The sequence below is a fragment of the Agrobacterium tumefaciens genome, from assembly GCA_025560025.1.
Taxonomy (GTDB): Bacteria; Pseudomonadota; Alphaproteobacteria; order Rhizobiales; family Rhizobiaceae; genus Agrobacterium.
In genome coordinates, this window is sequence record CP048486.1 from 1,498,290 (window position 1) to 1,512,888 (window position 14,599).

Annotated in this window: 13 protein-coding genes; 4 read left to right on the forward strand and 9 right to left on the reverse strand. The window is 61.7% G+C overall.

The genetic code is table 11. From position 1 onward, the window contains the following. Window positions 1-2: 2 nt before the first annotated feature. Window positions 3-803, forward strand: coding sequence for an inositol monophosphatase (locus FY152_20825; protein ID UXS34556.1), 801 nt, complete (start codon window positions 3-5; stop codon window positions 801-803). 55 nt (window positions 804-858) lie between these two features. On the opposite strand, the gene FY152_20830 is transcribed toward FY152_20825, so the two are convergent. The 8 genes from FY152_20830 to FY152_20865 all read right to left on the reverse strand — a co-directional run bounded on the left by FY152_20830 (window position 859) and on the right by FY152_20865 (window position 11,821). Further along, window positions 859-1,485, reverse strand: coding sequence for an SGNH/GDSL hydrolase family protein (locus tag FY152_20830; protein ID UXS34557.1), 627 nt, complete (start codon window positions 1,483-1,485; stop codon window positions 859-861). After that, window positions 1,482-2,921 (reverse strand): amidohydrolase, encoded by a 1,440-nt coding sequence (locus FY152_20835; protein UXS34558.1) that lies wholly within the window; start codon window positions 2,919-2,921, stop codon window positions 1,482-1,484. Before FY152_20835 ends, FY152_20830 begins: the two co-directional genes overlap by 4 nt. Before the next feature lie 106 nt (window positions 2,922-3,027). Then, complete coding sequence (acnA, locus tag FY152_20840; GenBank protein ID UXS34559.1) at window positions 3,028-5,679, reverse strand: aconitate hydratase AcnA; 2,652 nt, start codon at window positions 5,677-5,679, stop codon at window positions 3,028-3,030. Beyond that, window positions 5,676-7,283, reverse strand: coding sequence for an ABC transporter ATP-binding protein (locus FY152_20845; protein ID UXS34560.1), 1,608 nt, complete (start codon window positions 7,281-7,283; stop codon window positions 5,676-5,678). The genes acnA and FY152_20845 overlap by 4 nt, the downstream gene beginning before the upstream one ends. Further along, on the reverse strand, window positions 7,283-8,095 hold the full coding sequence (locus FY152_20850; GenBank protein ID UXS35136.1) for an ABC transporter permease: 813 nt from the start codon (window positions 8,093-8,095) through the stop codon (window positions 7,283-7,285). The genes FY152_20845 and FY152_20850 overlap by 1 nt, the downstream gene beginning before the upstream one ends. Next, window positions 8,095-9,048 carry an ABC transporter permease gene (locus tag FY152_20855; protein ID UXS34561.1) on the reverse strand — a complete coding sequence of 318 codons (954 nt, stop codon included), beginning with the start codon at window positions 9,046-9,048 and terminating at the stop codon, window positions 8,095-8,097. Before FY152_20855 ends, FY152_20850 begins: the two co-directional genes overlap by 1 nt. A 3-nt stretch (window positions 9,049-9,051) precedes the next feature. Beyond that, the gene (locus tag FY152_20860; protein UXS35137.1) at window positions 9,052-10,581 is read right to left on the reverse strand and encodes an ABC transporter substrate-binding protein; all 1,530 of its coding nucleotides are present in this window, start codon (window positions 10,579-10,581) and stop codon (window positions 9,052-9,054) included. Between the two features lie 82 nt (window positions 10,582-10,663). Beyond that, window positions 10,664-11,821, reverse strand: coding sequence for an acyl-CoA--6-aminopenicillanic acid acyltransferase (locus FY152_20865; GenBank protein UXS34562.1), 1,158 nt, complete (start codon window positions 11,819-11,821; stop codon window positions 10,664-10,666). Window positions 11,822-11,933: 112 nt separating this feature from the next. Between FY152_20865 and FY152_20870 the strand changes: the two genes are divergently transcribed. Beyond that, window positions 11,934-12,806 (forward strand): GntR family transcriptional regulator, encoded by an 873-nt coding sequence (locus FY152_20870; GenBank protein ID UXS34563.1) that lies wholly within the window; start codon window positions 11,934-11,936, stop codon window positions 12,804-12,806. Window positions 12,807-12,947: 141 nt separating this feature from the next. Here FY152_20870 and FY152_20875 read toward each other — a convergent pair whose 3' ends face one another. Continuing rightward, a complete protein-coding gene (locus FY152_20875; protein ID UXS34564.1) occupies window positions 12,948-13,352 on the reverse strand; it encodes a helix-turn-helix transcriptional regulator in 405 nt (134 codons plus the stop codon). 80 nt (window positions 13,353-13,432) lie between these two features. Here FY152_20875 and FY152_20880 point away from each other — a divergent pair, with 80 nt between their 5' ends. Beyond that, on the forward strand, window positions 13,433-13,756 hold the full coding sequence (locus FY152_20880) for a nuclear transport factor 2 family protein (protein UXS34565.1): 324 nt from the start codon (window positions 13,433-13,435) through the stop codon (window positions 13,754-13,756). Continuing rightward, window positions 13,753-14,535: an SDR family oxidoreductase gene (locus tag FY152_20885; GenBank protein ID UXS34566.1), complete on the forward strand. Its 783-nt coding sequence runs from the start codon at window positions 13,753-13,755 to the stop codon at window positions 14,533-14,535. The genes FY152_20880 and FY152_20885 overlap by 4 nt, the downstream gene beginning before the upstream one ends. Window positions 14,536-14,599 lie beyond the last annotated feature (64 nt).

The following is a 14,599-nucleotide window of genomic DNA, read 5'->3' on the forward strand; positions in this document are numbered from 1 at the left end:
TTATGGCGGATCTGTCGCTTGACGAACTGATGCAGTTGGCATCTTCCGCCGCACTTGCTGGCGGCGCTGAATTGAAGACACATTTTGGCGCTCTGCCGCAGACGAGTATTCAGCGAAAGGCGCTGGGAGACTATGCATCCAGAGCTGATCTCGCCGCGGAGGAGGCGATTGCCGCCGTCCTGGCAAAGGCAGGAGATAGCTATGGCTTCGTTGGTGAGGAAACCGGTGTCCGTAAGGGCGATGCGCAGCGCCGCTGGGTCGTGGATCCGCTCGACGGAACGAGCAACTTCATCTGGGGCATCCCCTATTTTGCCGTGAGCATCGCTCTGTGCGACGATGCAGGCGAACTACTGGGCGTGGTCCTTGACCCATTGCGCGACGAAATGTTCACCGCGGTTCGAGGCGAGGGCGCCCGGCTGAACGGTAGAGAATTGGCTACGTTGGAGGACAAGCGGCCGGAAGAGGCTATCGTCTCCCTATCGATGCCGATCCGCGGACAGTTGACGGCAATCGAGCGCAGCACCTTCTTCCTTGCTTTGGACGACATCACAAACGAGACAGCAGGCGTGAGACGGCTCGGGTCGGCGGCGCTTGATCTCGCCTATGTGGCGGCAGGCAGGCTCGATGGATATTTCGAGGATGGCCTCAGCCATTACGATTACGCCGCCGGCAAGCTTCTCGCAGAGGAAGCGGGAGCTCTCGTCACTTCGCTCACTGGGGGTGTCCCAGTAGAGGGCGGTTCTCTGCTGGCCGGAGCCTCATCCATGCACCAATGGCTAAAGAGCAAGTTTCGACATGGCTGAGACCGCAAATTGAAGAGTTCGCTCGACCCCGGTATCAGAGACAAGACGAGCGTGGCTAACAGTAGGTCAATCTGATAAATCCGGCGATGCCGATGCCGATCTGGCGAGTATTCTTCGCGTCCAGATGAATGCCGTCGAACGAACAGGTCTGCGCGGTAACAGCCGTATCGAAGAAACCACAGCCGTTTTCATCTGCAACGGCACGATAATGACCAGCAAGCTTTTTGGATTCTTCGACAAGCCGACCGCCCCTCAATCCGCCATTGTCCGGAATGCGGAAATGCGGTGGGCTGACGAGCAGGATTTGCGGGGCGGTATAGCCATAGTCATAAGGGAAGGTCCTGACGATCTTCACAAGACGCGCCATGCCGCCAGCCGTACCAGCAGCGTGGCCGCAAATATCCTGCTTCAGATCGTTCGCTCCGAGCAGGATCACCACAAGATCGAGCGGATAGTGGCTGCCGAGCAGAACAGGCAGGATGCGCGCACCGTTGCGGTCCGCCGCACCGTTTGCATCGTCAAAAGCCGTTGTACGGCCCGGCAAGCCCTCCGGGATAACCCGCGTGCCAGGCAACAGCCTTTCCAGCACCGTCGGCCAGCGGTCCTCGTGGGCATGCCGTCCACGACCGGGATCGACGCCCCATGTCAGACTGTCGCCGAAGGCCAGAATGGTCCGCGTCAACCTGCAAGGCTCCAGGATTCGGGTTGTGCAGGGATTGGCGGCATCACGTCATCGGGGATCGGATTGATGAAGGGCGTTTCGGCAAGGCGGGCACGATGGTCAGCCTTGGCGTCGGCGACAAGCGCAGGGTTGGCGATCAGCTCTATCGCCGTCGACGCCATGATCTTCGCCGCATGGGCCATGCCCTTGTGGGCGGTGGGCAGCTTGCCCTGCGCGACGAGTTGCCACGAGTGGCCGGGTGTGCCGATGGCATAGGTCGTGCCGCGCAACTGCACGGTCGGAACCACCCAGCTGACACTGCCGACATCGGTGGAGCCGACCAATGTGCCATCACCGGCATAAAGCGGTACGATCTCGTCAGAGAGCGGCTCGTCAAACTTCGGCGGCAGGTGGAAGCGGGCATAGGAGGTCAGGATATCCTCCCGCGTAAACGTCGCCTGAAATGCGCGGGCGGTATCGCGGTCCTGCGCATCGAAATGCGCAGGTCCAAGCCGTTCGAGCTGCGCATGCATGCACTGTTCCAGCGGTGCATTACCGACGAGATTGGCATCGCCGGTCAGGATTTCCTGGCGCATCGACGTCTCCGTCATCAGCGCCGCACCTTCGGCCACCTTGCGAACGCGCGCTACCAGCGCCAGAAGATCGGGCAGCGTGCGCGACCGAACGAGATAACGCACCGCCGCTTTCGCCTGCACCACGTTTGGCGCATGGCCGCCGGTATCGGTGATCGCATAGTGAATACGCGCCGTCGAGGGCATATGCTCGCGCAGATAGTTGACGCCGACATTCATCAGTTCCACCGCATCGAGCGCGCTACGGCCGAGGTGCGGCACGGCGGCGGCATGGGCGGCGCGCCCGGTGAAATGGAAGACCATTTCGCTGCACGCAAGCGAGATCGGATTGTTGACGCCGGTAAACGCGGCGGGATGCCAGGAAATTGCGATATCGACGTCATCGAACACGCCCGCACGCACCATGAAACCCTTGGAAGAGCCGCCTTCTTCGGCCGGGCAGCCGTAATAGCGAACACGCCCCTCAATTCCCTCGGCTGCAAGGTAGTCCTTCACGGCCGCAGCCGCCAGCATGGCACCGGAACCGAGAAGATTGTGACCGCAGCCATGGCCATTGCCGCCGGAAACCAGCGGTTTTTCCTCGGCGACACCCGCCTCCTGGCTCAGCCCCGGCAATGCGTCATATTCACCGAGAATGGCGATGACCGGCCCGCCATTGCCGGCTTCGCCCATGATCGCCGTCGGAATGCCCGCAATGCCGTGGCTTACCCGGAAACCCTCCTGCTTCAGGAGTTGCAGGTGCTCGGCAGAGGAGCGGTACTCCTCGTAATTGGTTTCCGGCATATCCCAGATGCGGTCGCTAAGGTCGAAGAAGGCCGGGGATTTTTCATCAACGATGTTCCAGACGGATTGGGAGTTCTGCATCTTGTCGGTCCTGCCAGAGCATTTCCAGCAAAAGCGTGAAACTGCTTTGCCGGAAACGCGTAAAACAACGAATTAGAATTTGCGCTTCAGCGAAAGCGCAAATGCTTTAGTGGGAATTCTCGGCCTGGGGCCATTGCGCAGCCCCTTCGTCCGCCGCAATCCGCGTCAGGATGGAGGGAAGAATGCCGCCTGCCCGCAATGTTGCGATTTCCAGTTCCGTTTCGATCGCCAGCCGGCAATCGAGGCTGAAAGTCGTACCATTGCCGGCTTCAACCGTGACGAAAAGCGTGCCGCGCGGCCGCAGGGTTTCGGGAGCCGCATCGATACCGATGTGCCGTGGCGCCTCATCAGCAAGGCTGCGCGAGGTGAGGTCCGGCGGCAGCAGGACAGGCAGAATGCCCATGCCGATGAGGTTCGAACGGTGGATACGCTCGAAGCTCGAGGCAAGCACAGCCCGCACGCCCAGCAACGCCACGCCTTTCGCCGCCCAGTCGCGGGAGGAGCCTGTGCCGTACCGTTTACCGGCGAGGATCACCGTTGAAATGCCATCGCGTTCGTATCGGGCTGCCGCTTCCATCAGGGGAACAATATCGCCGGAAGGTGCATGCCGGGTCGTGCCTGCAGGCAGGGCTTCATCGATAAGGTTGCGGAGCGTCGGGTTCGTGAAAAGGCCGCGCAGCATCGCTTCCCAGTTTCCGCGCCGGGAGGCGAAGACATTGAGATCCTGAGGGTCTTCACCACGCTCGGTCAGGTAATGGCCTGCGGCGCCGGAAAGTGGAATCTGACCGGCAGGCGAAATGTGATCCGTCGTGATGTCGTCGCCGAGGATCAGCAGCGGCGTTGCCGCATAATTGCCGAGCCTGCTTTTCTGCGAGAAGGAGACAAATGGTGGACGGCGGACATAGGTCGAGGCCTCATCCCAGGGAAACAGCACTCCATCCGGGGCCTGTAGCCCGGCCCATGCCTTGTTGGCCGTAGCTTCCGTAAAGGCAGCGCTGAAATCGCCAGGCGCGGCGGTCTGAGCCAGCATGGCATCGATCTCGGCGCTGGATGGCCAGAGGTCATGCAGGAAGACGGCGGCGCCATCCGGCCCGTGGCCGATCGGTTCTGCCGTTATGTCCTGCTTCACGCTGCCAGCCAGCGCATAGGCCACCACGAGCGGCGGCGAGGCAAGATAGCCCGCCTCGATCTGCGGATGAATGCGGCCGGGGAAATTGCGATTGCCGGAGAGCACAGCCGCCAGCATCGTGCCCTTCTCGGCGGCAGCTGCCGCGTCCGGTGTCAGGGCGCCCGAATTGCCAATGCAGGTGGTGCAACCAAAGCCGACAATATCGAATCCGGTGGCGGACAGATCGTCCAGCAGGCCGGTGCGCCGGAGGTAACGACCGGCGGCAGGGGAGCCGGGTGCGAGCGATGTTTTCACCCATTGAGGCGGCTTCAGCCCGAAGCGGCGGGCCTTGCGGGCAACGAGCCCCGCTGCGACAAGCAGGCGCGGGTCTGTCGTGTTCGTGCAGCTGGTGATCGCCGCGATTGCGATGGCGCCATCCGGCACCTCGCCGTCATGGGCTTCGCCAAGCGCGCGGCCATAGGCCCTTTCGAGTGTGGGTCGCATCTCGGCAGGTGCGATGCGATCCTGCGGGCGGCGCGGACCGGCAAGCGAGGTCTTGATCTGTGACAGGTTGATATCGAGCGTCGATGTATAGCGCGGCGAAACCTCCGGCTCGAACCAGAGGCCCTGGCCGACGGCAAGCGCCTCCACGAGATGCAGGTTTTCACGCATGCGTCCCGTGGCGGCGAGATAACCGATCGTATTTGTATCGATCGGGAAATAACCACTCGAAGCGCCGTATTCCGGCGCCATGTTGGCAACCACGGCGCGGTCGCCGACGGAAAGCGTGGAGACGCCGGGACCGAAGAATTCGACAAATTCGCCGGAAATACCGTGGCGGCGCAGGGCCTGCGTTACTGCCAGTGCAAGATCGGTGGCGGTTGCGCCTTCCTGAAGTTTGCCGAGGAGCCGCACGCCGACGATATCGGGAATACGCAGCATCACAGGCATGCCGAACATGACGCTTTCGGCCTCTATACCACCCACGCCCCAACCCAGCACGCCCATACCGTTGACCATCGGCGTGTGGCTGTCGGTGCCGATCAGCGTATCGGGAACGGCCCAGTCGGCCGCGCCGATCTGGCGGATCGTGGCCACGGTCGCGAGCTGTTCCATGTTGATGGTGTGCATGATGCCCGTTCCGGGCGGGTGGACACGCAGATTGTCGAAAGCGCCGGTCGCCCATTTCATCAGGCGGTAACGCTCGGCATTGCGCTCGATTTCCTTTGCGACATTGATGCGCAGCGCATCCGCCGAACCATAGGCATCGACGGCAATGGAGTGATCAGTCGAAACGTCGATCTTCAGCCCTGGGTTCAGCCGCGCCGGGTCAATCCCGGCTTCGGCGAGCTCCGAACGCAGTGCCGCCATGTCCACCAGTGCAGGCACGCAGGTCGTGTCGTGCATCAAGAGGCGCGATGGATAAAAGGCGATCTCCGCCGTGCTGGTACGGGTTTCTAGCCAGCCTCGAAACGCGGCGATCAGTGTCGCTGCCTCTTCCGGCGCATTGCGCAGGGCGTTTTCGATGATGATGCGCATCGCCATCGGAAAGGCTTTCAGTTCGTCGCCGAAGATGCGCGGCAGATCGATGAAGCGCAGCTTCTGGCCAGCGACGTCGAGTTTGCCGGAAAGGGTATCGAGCGTGGTCATGCGGCAATGCCCAGCGTTGGCGTCGCAGCCAGAAGCGCCTTGGTATAGGGGTGCTGCGGATGGTCCAGAACGGCATCCACACCGCCCTCTTCCACGATCAGACCCTGCTCCATCACGACGATGCGGTCGGCGACGCGCGAAACGGCGCCAAGATCGTGCGAAATGAACATGCAGGCGAAGCCGTGATTTTCCTGCAGGCTGCGGAAGAGGTCGAGCACCTGTTTTTGAATGGTCATGTCAAGCGCCGACACTGGCTCGTCGGCAACGACGAAGGCCGGATTGCGGATGACGGCGCGGGCAATGGCCACGCGCTGGCGCTGCCCGCCGGAAAGAGCATGGGCATAGCGACCACCGAAGCCGGAGAGACCCACTTCGTTGAGTATCTCGGCCACACGCTCGGTCTTTTCGGCGCGGCTCATCTTCGGTCCATGCTGGAGCGGCTCGCCGACAATCTCGGCAATTGTCTGACGCGGATCGAGTGACGAGTACGGATCCTGGAACACCAGCTGACAGGACAGGCGGAAATCGCGGGCGGTCGCCCGGTCTGCACCGGCCATGGAGCGGCCGCGAAAATGCACGTCACCGCCCGAAAGCGGCAGAAGCCCGATCATGGCGCGACCAAGCGTCGTCTTGCCGGAGCCGGAACCACCGACCACGGCCACGACTTCGCCCGGCTTGACGGCAAGCGATACGCCCTTGACCGCGAGTTTCTTTTCGGCGCTCGAGAAGATGTTCCCCGCACCCGCATAGGTCACGGCGACATTCTTCGCCTCGATCAGCGGAGCAGTGTCGGCAACCGGCTTGCGGCCATGGTCACGCTTGGGCAGTGCGTCGATCAGCGTGCGGGTATAGGTTTCCTTCGGCTTATAGAGGACCTCTTCCACCGGGCCGGATTCGATCAGCTTGCCGCGCTGGAGGACCACAACCTTCTTCGCATATTGTGCGACGAGCCCGAGATTGTGGGTAATGAGAAGGACGGCCGTTCCGTAGGTCCGGGTCAGATCGACCATCACCTCCAGCACCTCGCGCTGGGTCAGCGTATCGAGCGCGGTCGTCGGCTCGTCGGCGATCAGCAGACGGGGGCGCAGCAGCATGACCGAGGCGAGCATGATGCGCTGGCGCATGCCGCCGGAAAACTGGTGCGGGAAGGCCGCAAGACAGGATTCCGGATCGGGAATTTTCACACGGGCCAGCATTTCGGCGGCGCGTTTGCGTGCCTCCTCGACGCTCAAGGCCTCATGCAGGCGCAGTCCCTCGACAAGCTGCGCGCCGATGGTCATTGCCGGGTTCAGCGAAACCATCGGTTCCTGAAATACCATGCCGATCCTGGCGCCACGCACCTCGCGGATTTCGGCATTGTTCATGGCAAGAAGATTGCGGCCTTCGAACAGGATCTCGCCCGAAACCGGCCGGATCGCTTTTGGCAGCAACTGCATTGCCGCACGCGCCGCGACCGTCTTGCCGCTGCCGCTTTCCCCGACCAGGGCGACGATCTCGCCCTTGCCGACATCGAAGGAGATGTTATCGAGGATGGAGAGATCGCCGGAGCTGCGGACACAGAGGTCGCGCACGCTGAGCAGCGGACTGGTCGTGGCGTCAGACATCATTTCTGCTCCATTCTAGGATCGAAGCGGTCGCGCAGCGCGTCGCCCAAGAGGTTGATTCCAAGTAGCGTCATCGAGATGCAGACGCCGGGGGCAAGACCGAGCCAGGGTGCCTTCTCGATATAGGGGCGGGCAGAGGCCAGCATATTGCCCCAGGTCGGCGCCGGTGGCGGCACGCCAAGTCCGAGGAAGCTGAGGCCGCTTTCCGCCAGCACCACCCAGCCGAACATGGAGGTCGCCAGTACGACAATGGGCGCCACGCAGTTTGGCAGAACATGCCGGAACATGGTGGCGAATTCGGAATTGCCGATGACCCGCGATGCTTCGACATATTCCCGCTCGCGCGCCGAAAGCACGCTTCCACGTACAATTCTGAGCACGGAGGGCGAATAGGCGATACCGAGCGCCAGGATGATGCCGTATTTGTTCGGCCCGGCGATCACCATCAGGCCGAGCGCCAGAAGCGTGCCGGGGAAGGCAAGCACCGCATCGCTGAAAACCATCAGCACGCGGTCCACGAGGCCGCGGACATAGCCCGCCACGAGGCCGATCACCGTTCCGACGGTCACGGCGAAAACGACGGTCAGCGCCGCGACAATCATGCTCTGGGAAGCACCGGCCATCAGTCGCGAGATCACGTCGCGGCCAAACTCGTCGGTGCCCAGCCAATGCTGGCCCGAAGGCGCCTGAAGACGGGCGGCCAGCTTGATCGCGGCCGGGTCGTGCGGCGTCCAGACCAGCGCAAGCGCGGCCATGACGCCGATGAAGAGGAGCAGCAGCGTACCGATCGCCTGATTCAGAGGTTGCCGCATCATGAGGCGGCGACCCGCGGATCGAAGAAGGGATAGCAGAGATCTACGATCAGATTGACGAGCACGTAGATCAGGGCTGTAAAGAGCAGACATCCTTGCACCACCGGATAGTCGCGAGCGAAGATCGCTTCGACGAGTAGGCGCCCGAGGCCGGGCAGAGTGAAAACTGTTTCGAGAACGGCGATACCGCCGAGCAGACCGCCGAGAACGAGGCCGATCATTGTCCAGGTCGGCGCAAACGCGTTGGGCAGCACATGCCGCAGCAGCACCTTGCGTTCGGAAAGACCCTTGGCGCGGGCGTGCATCACGTATTCAAGGCGCAACACCTCGATTGCACTGGCCCGCATCATGCGGGTCAGCACGCCGACTTCGATCAGCATCAGTGTCGTGACAGGCAGCACGATATAGGTAAGCGCCGTCCACGGGTTCTCGGTGAAGGGCACGAAGCCTACCACCGGCAGCCAGCCGAGCTTCAGCCCGAAGACAAGCAGCAGCACCAGACCCAGCCAGAAGCTCGGGACGGACATCAGCAGCGTGGACGCGGCGACGATCGTCACGTCCAGAGTGCTGTTCTGCCGCCATGCGGCAACAAGCCCGGCTGGAAGTGCGATCAGCGTCGCAAGTCCGACGGCAACGAGAACGATCGTCGCGCTTACCTGGAAACGGTCGAGCATCAGGCTCAACACTGGCACACCATTGGAGATCGAGTGCCCGAGATCGCCTTCCAGCACATGACCAAGCCAATATCCGAACTGCACCGGCACCGGCTGGTCCAGCCCGAGCGCGGCGCGAAGGTGCGCAAGCTCGTCAGGCGTCGCCCCGTCGCCAAGGATAAGCTGGGCGGGATCACCGGGGATCATTCGCACCATGAAGAATACGATGACGGCGACCAGCAGCAGGGTGGGAAGCGTCCATAACAGACGCTTCGCGATGTATTTCAGGAGAGCCTGCATCGATCAGTTTCCTGCCGTGAAGGAGACGCCCCACATGCGGGGATAACCGACAGGCCAGGTCTTGTAGCCTTCAACGTTCTTGCGCACGGCACTGACGCGGCTTCCGGCATAGATGACGGCCATGGGCACATCCGCACGGATCATGCCTTCCAGCTTGTCGAAGATCTTCTGCCGTTCCGCAGGATCGCTGATCCGGCTTGACTGGGCGATCAGCTCCCGGCCTTCGGCATTGTCCCAGACCTTGTTCGGCTGCTTGTCCTTGTTGCCGCTCACCATGTCGAAGGAGAGCGAAGGATCAAGCCGGGCGGAATAGGTAAATGACATGGCGCTGTAGTTGCCCTTGCTGTAGCGGTCGAGCAGGGTCGCCCAATCGAGCGTTTCGATGTCGATTGTGATACCTGCTTCCTGCGCCATGGCCTGAACGAGCACGGCCGCGTCGAAGAGCTGCGGATAGAACTTGGTCGTCAGCCACTTGATCGGCTGGCCTTTATAACCTGCTTCCGCCAGCAGCGTCTTCGCCTTCGCGATATCGCGTGCCGGAACGTCGGCCTGGGTCGCACCGAAATAGGGGCTCGGCTGCGGAATGACGGAGAAGCTCGCCTTCGACTCGCCGCTGGAAAGCGCCTCGGCAAGTTGCGGCAGGTCGAGCGAGAGCCGCAGGGCTTCGCGGATGCGGACATCCTGTAGAAGCGGATCGCGCGTCTGGAAGAGCAGCGCCGTGAGGCCCATGCCAGGAGCCTTGTCGACGACAACCTGATCGGTAGCGGATAGTTCGGCGATATCGGACGTCAGCACGTCGCTCAGCACATCGATGTCGCCGGAATAAAGGGCAGCCTTGGCGGAGGAATCGTCCGGAACGACCATGAAGCGCACGCCGGAGACCTTCGGGGTCTTGTCGCCGACATAACCGACCCGTTCACCTTCACCCGGTGTGTAGTTGGGGTTTGCCGCGAGATCGACATACTGGCCCGTGCGCCACTCACCGAAAGTGAAAGGGCCGGTGCCGATCGGCTTGACCCATTTTCCGTCGGCAGCAAGAGAGGACTTGTGGTAGATGCCGGTGCCGCCGCAATCCGTGCGGGCAAGGGTGGGCAGGAAGAGCGCCGTCGGCTTTTCGAGGGTGAAGACGACCGTCTCGGCATCTGGTGCGGTCACGCCGCTGACGGCGGCCACACCGCCGGCAGAGGTATCCGTCAGACAGCGCCAGGAGGTCTTGGGGTCGGTGTAACGCTGCCAGGAAGCCAGCACGTCAGCCGAAGTCAGCGGTTCGCCGTTGCTGAACTTCACGCCGCTGCGCAGCTTGAAGGTATAGGTCTTGCCATCGGGCGAAACATCGATCGAGCTGGCGAGCAGCGGTGCCACGGAGGCGTCATCGCGATAGCCGACAAGACCTTCCAGCACATGCAGCAGCACCGCATCGCTGTTGGCGTCGCGGTTGACACCCGGATCGCTAGAGCGCACGTCCGAATTGATGCGAACGCGCAGCACGTCGTCCTTTGCATGCGCGGACGTCATCGTCATTGCCGCCATCACCGCCGTCAGGGCGGCGCTGGATATAAAGTTGCGGTACTCCATCGAATTCTCCCGTTTTGGGTTCCCTTGTTTAATGTTCTGATCAGGCCGCGTCGGTCTGTTGCAGGTCGTTGCGCACGACGGGAGCGATGCTCATGTCGAGGCTGAAATTCGCGAAGTTCGGATTGAGCGCTGGCAGCAGCGCCACTTCCATGCGTCCAAGCGCCGGAACCATGACGATGGTCGCAACCGTCGCCGACTGGTTGTTGGAGAGCGACTTGCGCGGCGGGCGGCACACCGACCACGGCGTCTCGAAGGTATCGAGCAGCGCCGTCTTCACGTCCGCCGTCGTCACCTTGCCGAGCGCAGGCTCGATCAGGCTACGCACGCGCACGTCGCGGTAAAGCGAATCCGGCATGTTGACGACGCCCTTGTCCTGCAGCTTGGAAAGCGCAACCGGGCTCTGGAAATGGTTGGCATGCACCAGCAGCCCGCCCTGCGGATGAACAAGGAAGGTTTCGTCCGGCGCGCATTCGAAATCGATCGCGACGCCATGCGCATGGCCCACCATCATGTTGTTGGAGGCGGACTTGCGCGTGCCGTAGACGGCCTGCATGGACATGGCGAGGTGATCCTGCTCCAGCACCTTGCGGCGAATGATGGCGAGCGGCACGCCGAGCGTGCGGTAATCCCGATCGGTTTCGAGGTAGTTGCCGCTGATCGAGATGCCGGCGGCGTTGAAGCCGGTGCGTGCCAGCCCGCCCGCTTCGGTGAATGTCAGGATATCAGGCCCATCACTGCGCTTGACCTTCAGCACGACTGCGGTTTCGGCGCATTCGGCCTTCCAGTCCCAGTTCTGCGCATGGATGAACTGTCCGTCGCGCGTAACCTCCGGCATCACGAAGACGCCGGTGCAGCCATCCGACATGAAATCGTCCAGCCCCTTTTCGCGCCGGCGGGCAAGCTTCAGGATTTCGGTGCGCGCGTTGATGAGCAGGATGGCCGACAGCTCCGTGCCGACCGCCTTGGCGATGCCGCGCATTTCCTCGATATATTGCGGACCGTATTCTTCGATCGCCCCGGCGAAGCGGTCGATGATCGTTTCGAGATCGCCGGCCTTGAGGCCAGAGGCCCGGATCTGGTGCTGGTAATGCTCTATACCCTTGCGGATGCGGTCGCCCGCCTGTTCTCCATATTGTTGACCGCGCTCGAATGGCGTACCCGTAACTTCGATGAGAGGGCAGGTGAGAGAAAGAGTCATGACAGCAGGTCGTCCCCGATAGAGTGAATGTCGGATGCAGGGGCTTGAATGCCTGCACCAAAATTGTATTTTATATAACAAAAACCAAAACTGATGAGAAGGCAAGAGAAAAATGTCCGACGCGAACACGCCTTTGCAGCAGGATCTCCTGCGCCGCATCATCGAGGTGATCCACGAGGATGGCCTTGAGCCCGGCGCGCGGCTACGCCAAAGCCAGCTCGCAGAGCGGCTGAGCGTGTCGCGCACCCCGGTCATCGTCGCGCTCAACCGTCTGCATGAACTGGGTTATGCCGAGCATTTGCCAAACAAGGGCACGGTGCTGACCGGCATTCCGCCGCAGTCGGAGATGGCCGAACATCAGCGCTCCGACGAAGCGCTGATCGTCGCCGTCGCCAAGCTGCGTCGTGAGGGTGGGATTTCGAACCAGTTTACAGAGCTGGAACTGATGCGGCTGACCGAGAGCGAACGTGCGCCAGTGCGCCAGGCCCTCATCAAGCTTGAAGAGCTTGGCGTCGTTATGCGCCGCAAGGGATACGGCTGGGAATTCATGGATAGCGCCCGCGATGCTCGCGCCCGCGAGGAGAGCTATAATTTCCGTGTGTTGATCGAGTGCGCCGCAATCATGTCACCGCAGTTTGCCTTGCTGCCTGCCTGGATCGACGCCATGCGCAAGCGCCATGAGGACGTCATGCGAGCAAAATGGACGGAAACCTCCAGCGTGATGCTGTTCGAGATGAATGCAGAGTTTCACCTCGGCATCAGCGCCGCTTCCGGCAATCGCTATCTCAAGGAGGCCATGCACCGGCAGAATCAGCTCCGTCGTCTGTCCAATTACAACTGGAACTACGGTCCCGAGCGCGTCGTGACCACCTGCAGGGAACACCTGGAGATTTTGGGCCGCCTTCAGGAAGGAGAAAACGAGATCGCATCCGCCCTTATGAAGCGGCATCTAAGCGGTGCAAGCAGGGCTATACGAAAGGACTGAATGATTTTTGTGTCGTAAAAGGCATTTTTTATTGTCGAATCTTTGCGCGGCCATGCGCGCGGTGAGTGCCACCGATACGCTGCAACTTCCATCGGCAGAGCCTGGCGGCCTGATACCCGGTTAGGCACATTGGACGGCGGGCTATTGCGAAGGTTCGCCCTCCTTAGCCAAGGCATCGGTTGCAGGACACTCGGCTGCCCACGTCAACAGGGCGTCGAGCGCGGGACACAAAGCCTGCCCCCAATCCGTCAGCGCATATTCGACCTTCGGGGGCACCTGATGGTGAACAATGCGGACAACGATGCCGTCCTGCTCCATTTGCCTAAGCTGCTGGATCAGCATCTTCTGCGAGATCGCCGGGATTGCGCGTTCGAGGTCGGAGAAGCGCATGATCCGGCCGCCGAAGAGATGGAACAGGATCACCAGCTTCCACCGCCCCTCTAACAATTTCAGCGCCCGCTCGACGCCTTCCGCCGCCGTCTCGCGGGTATAAGAGTGGGCCTTACTTTTAGGTGAGTACCTTACTTTTTCGTGCGTTCTTGTCATTTGGTGATCGTACGGCCATTTTCCGCCCCATGCAATCCTGGTCCCGGATTTGGACCGGACACGAAAAAGGAACCCGAACAATGGTCGATCTACCATCACCGATCTCCCTCTATTTCGCGGCAGACACAGGAGACGGCGATGCCGTCGCAAAGTGCTTTACCGAAACCGCCATCGTCAAGGATGAAGGCAATACCTATGCCGGACGGGAGGCGATCCGGCGCTGGAAGGCCGACAGCTCTACCAAGTACACTTACACTGTCGAGCCCTTCGCAATCGCGACTGAAGACGGCAGGACAGTCGTCACGAGCCACCTGACGGGTAACTTCCCCGGCAGCCCGGTGGATCTCCGCTACTTCTTTTTTCTTGAAGGCGACAAGATCGCAGAACTGGAAATCACGCTATGAGCTTCGATCTTGCGATTGCCGGTCGTCGTGCGCTCGTTACCGCCGGCACGAAAGGCGTCGGCGCTGCCGTGGTCAAGACACTGACAGAAGCCGGGGCGAAGGTGGTGGCCACCGCGCGGACGGTCCCGGACAAATCTCCGGAAGGCCTTCAGTACGTCGCGGCGGACATCACAACCGCTGACGGCTGCGCCGCGGTCGCCAGGGGCGTGCTCGACCGCCTGGGCGGGGTCGACATTATCGTCAACGTTCTCGGCGGCTCGTCCGCACCTCCCGGCGGTTTTGCTGCTCTAGGCGATGACGAATGGCTCAGGGAGCTTAACCTCAACCTCATGCCGGCGGTGCGGCTCGACCGCGCCCTCCTGCCATCGATGATCGAGCAGGGTTGCGGCGTCATCATTCACGTCACGTCGATCCAGCACCAGTTGCCGCTGCCTGAATCTACGACGGCCTATGCCGCCGCGAAGGCTGCGCTTTCAACCTACAGCAAAAGCCTCTCCAAGGAGGTCACGCCCAAAGGTGTCCGCGTCGTTCGTGTCTCACCAGGCTGGATCGAGACCGAGGCGGCGGTCGCTTTGGCGGAACGCTTGGCGACCGACGCCGGAACCGATTACGAGGGCGGCAAGCAGATCATCATGAAGGCCCTCGGCGGCATTCCGCTCGGGCGGCCCGCCAAGCCTCAGGAGGTCGCCGATCTTATCGCGTTCCTCGTGTCGCCACGCGCTGGTGCGATCACGGGAACCGAATTCACCATCGACGGTGGCACGGTTCCGACCGCTTGAGACGGTTAGGCCGCAAGCGGGTACGCTCGCGCAGCTCGTTAATATTGGCAAATCGCCCAAGGTA

Excerpts from the sequence above, each read along its gene's own strand:
- acnA (UXS34559.1), bottom strand. The coding sequence starts at position 5,679 with ATGACCACGCTCGATACCCTTTCCGGCAAACTCGACGTCGCTGGCCAG.
- FY152_20855 (UXS34561.1), bottom strand. The coding sequence starts at position 9,048 with ATGCAGGCTCTCCTGAAATACATCGCGAAGCGTCTGTTATGGACGCTT.
- FY152_20825 (UXS34556.1), top strand. The coding sequence starts at position 3 with ATGGCGGATCTGTCGCTTGACGAACTGATGCAGTTGGCATCTTCCGCC.
- FY152_20835 (UXS34558.1), bottom strand. The coding sequence starts at position 2,921 with ATGCAGAACTCCCAATCCGTCTGGAACATCGTTGATGAAAAATCCCCG.
- FY152_20845 (UXS34560.1), bottom strand. The coding sequence starts at position 7,283 with ATGTCTGACGCCACGACCAGTCCGCTGCTCAGCGTGCGCGACCTCTGT.
- FY152_20870 (UXS34563.1), top strand. The coding sequence starts at position 11,934 with ATGTCCGACGCGAACACGCCTTTGCAGCAGGATCTCCTGCGCCGCATC.
- FY152_20865 (UXS34562.1), bottom strand. The coding sequence starts at position 11,821 with ATGACTCTTTCTCTCACCTGCCCTCTCATCGAAGTTACGGGTACGCCA.
- FY152_20875 (UXS34564.1), bottom strand. The coding sequence starts at position 13,352 with ATGACAAGAACGCACGAAAAAGTAAGGTACTCACCTAAAAGTAAGGCC.
- FY152_20850 (UXS35136.1), bottom strand. The coding sequence starts at position 8,095 with ATGCGGCAACCTCTGAATCAGGCGATCGGTACGCTGCTGCTCCTCTTC.
- FY152_20880 (UXS34565.1), top strand. The coding sequence starts at position 13,433 with ATGGTCGATCTACCATCACCGATCTCCCTCTATTTCGCGGCAGACACA.
- FY152_20885 (UXS34566.1), top strand. The coding sequence starts at position 13,753 with ATGAGCTTCGATCTTGCGATTGCCGGTCGTCGTGCGCTCGTTACCGCC.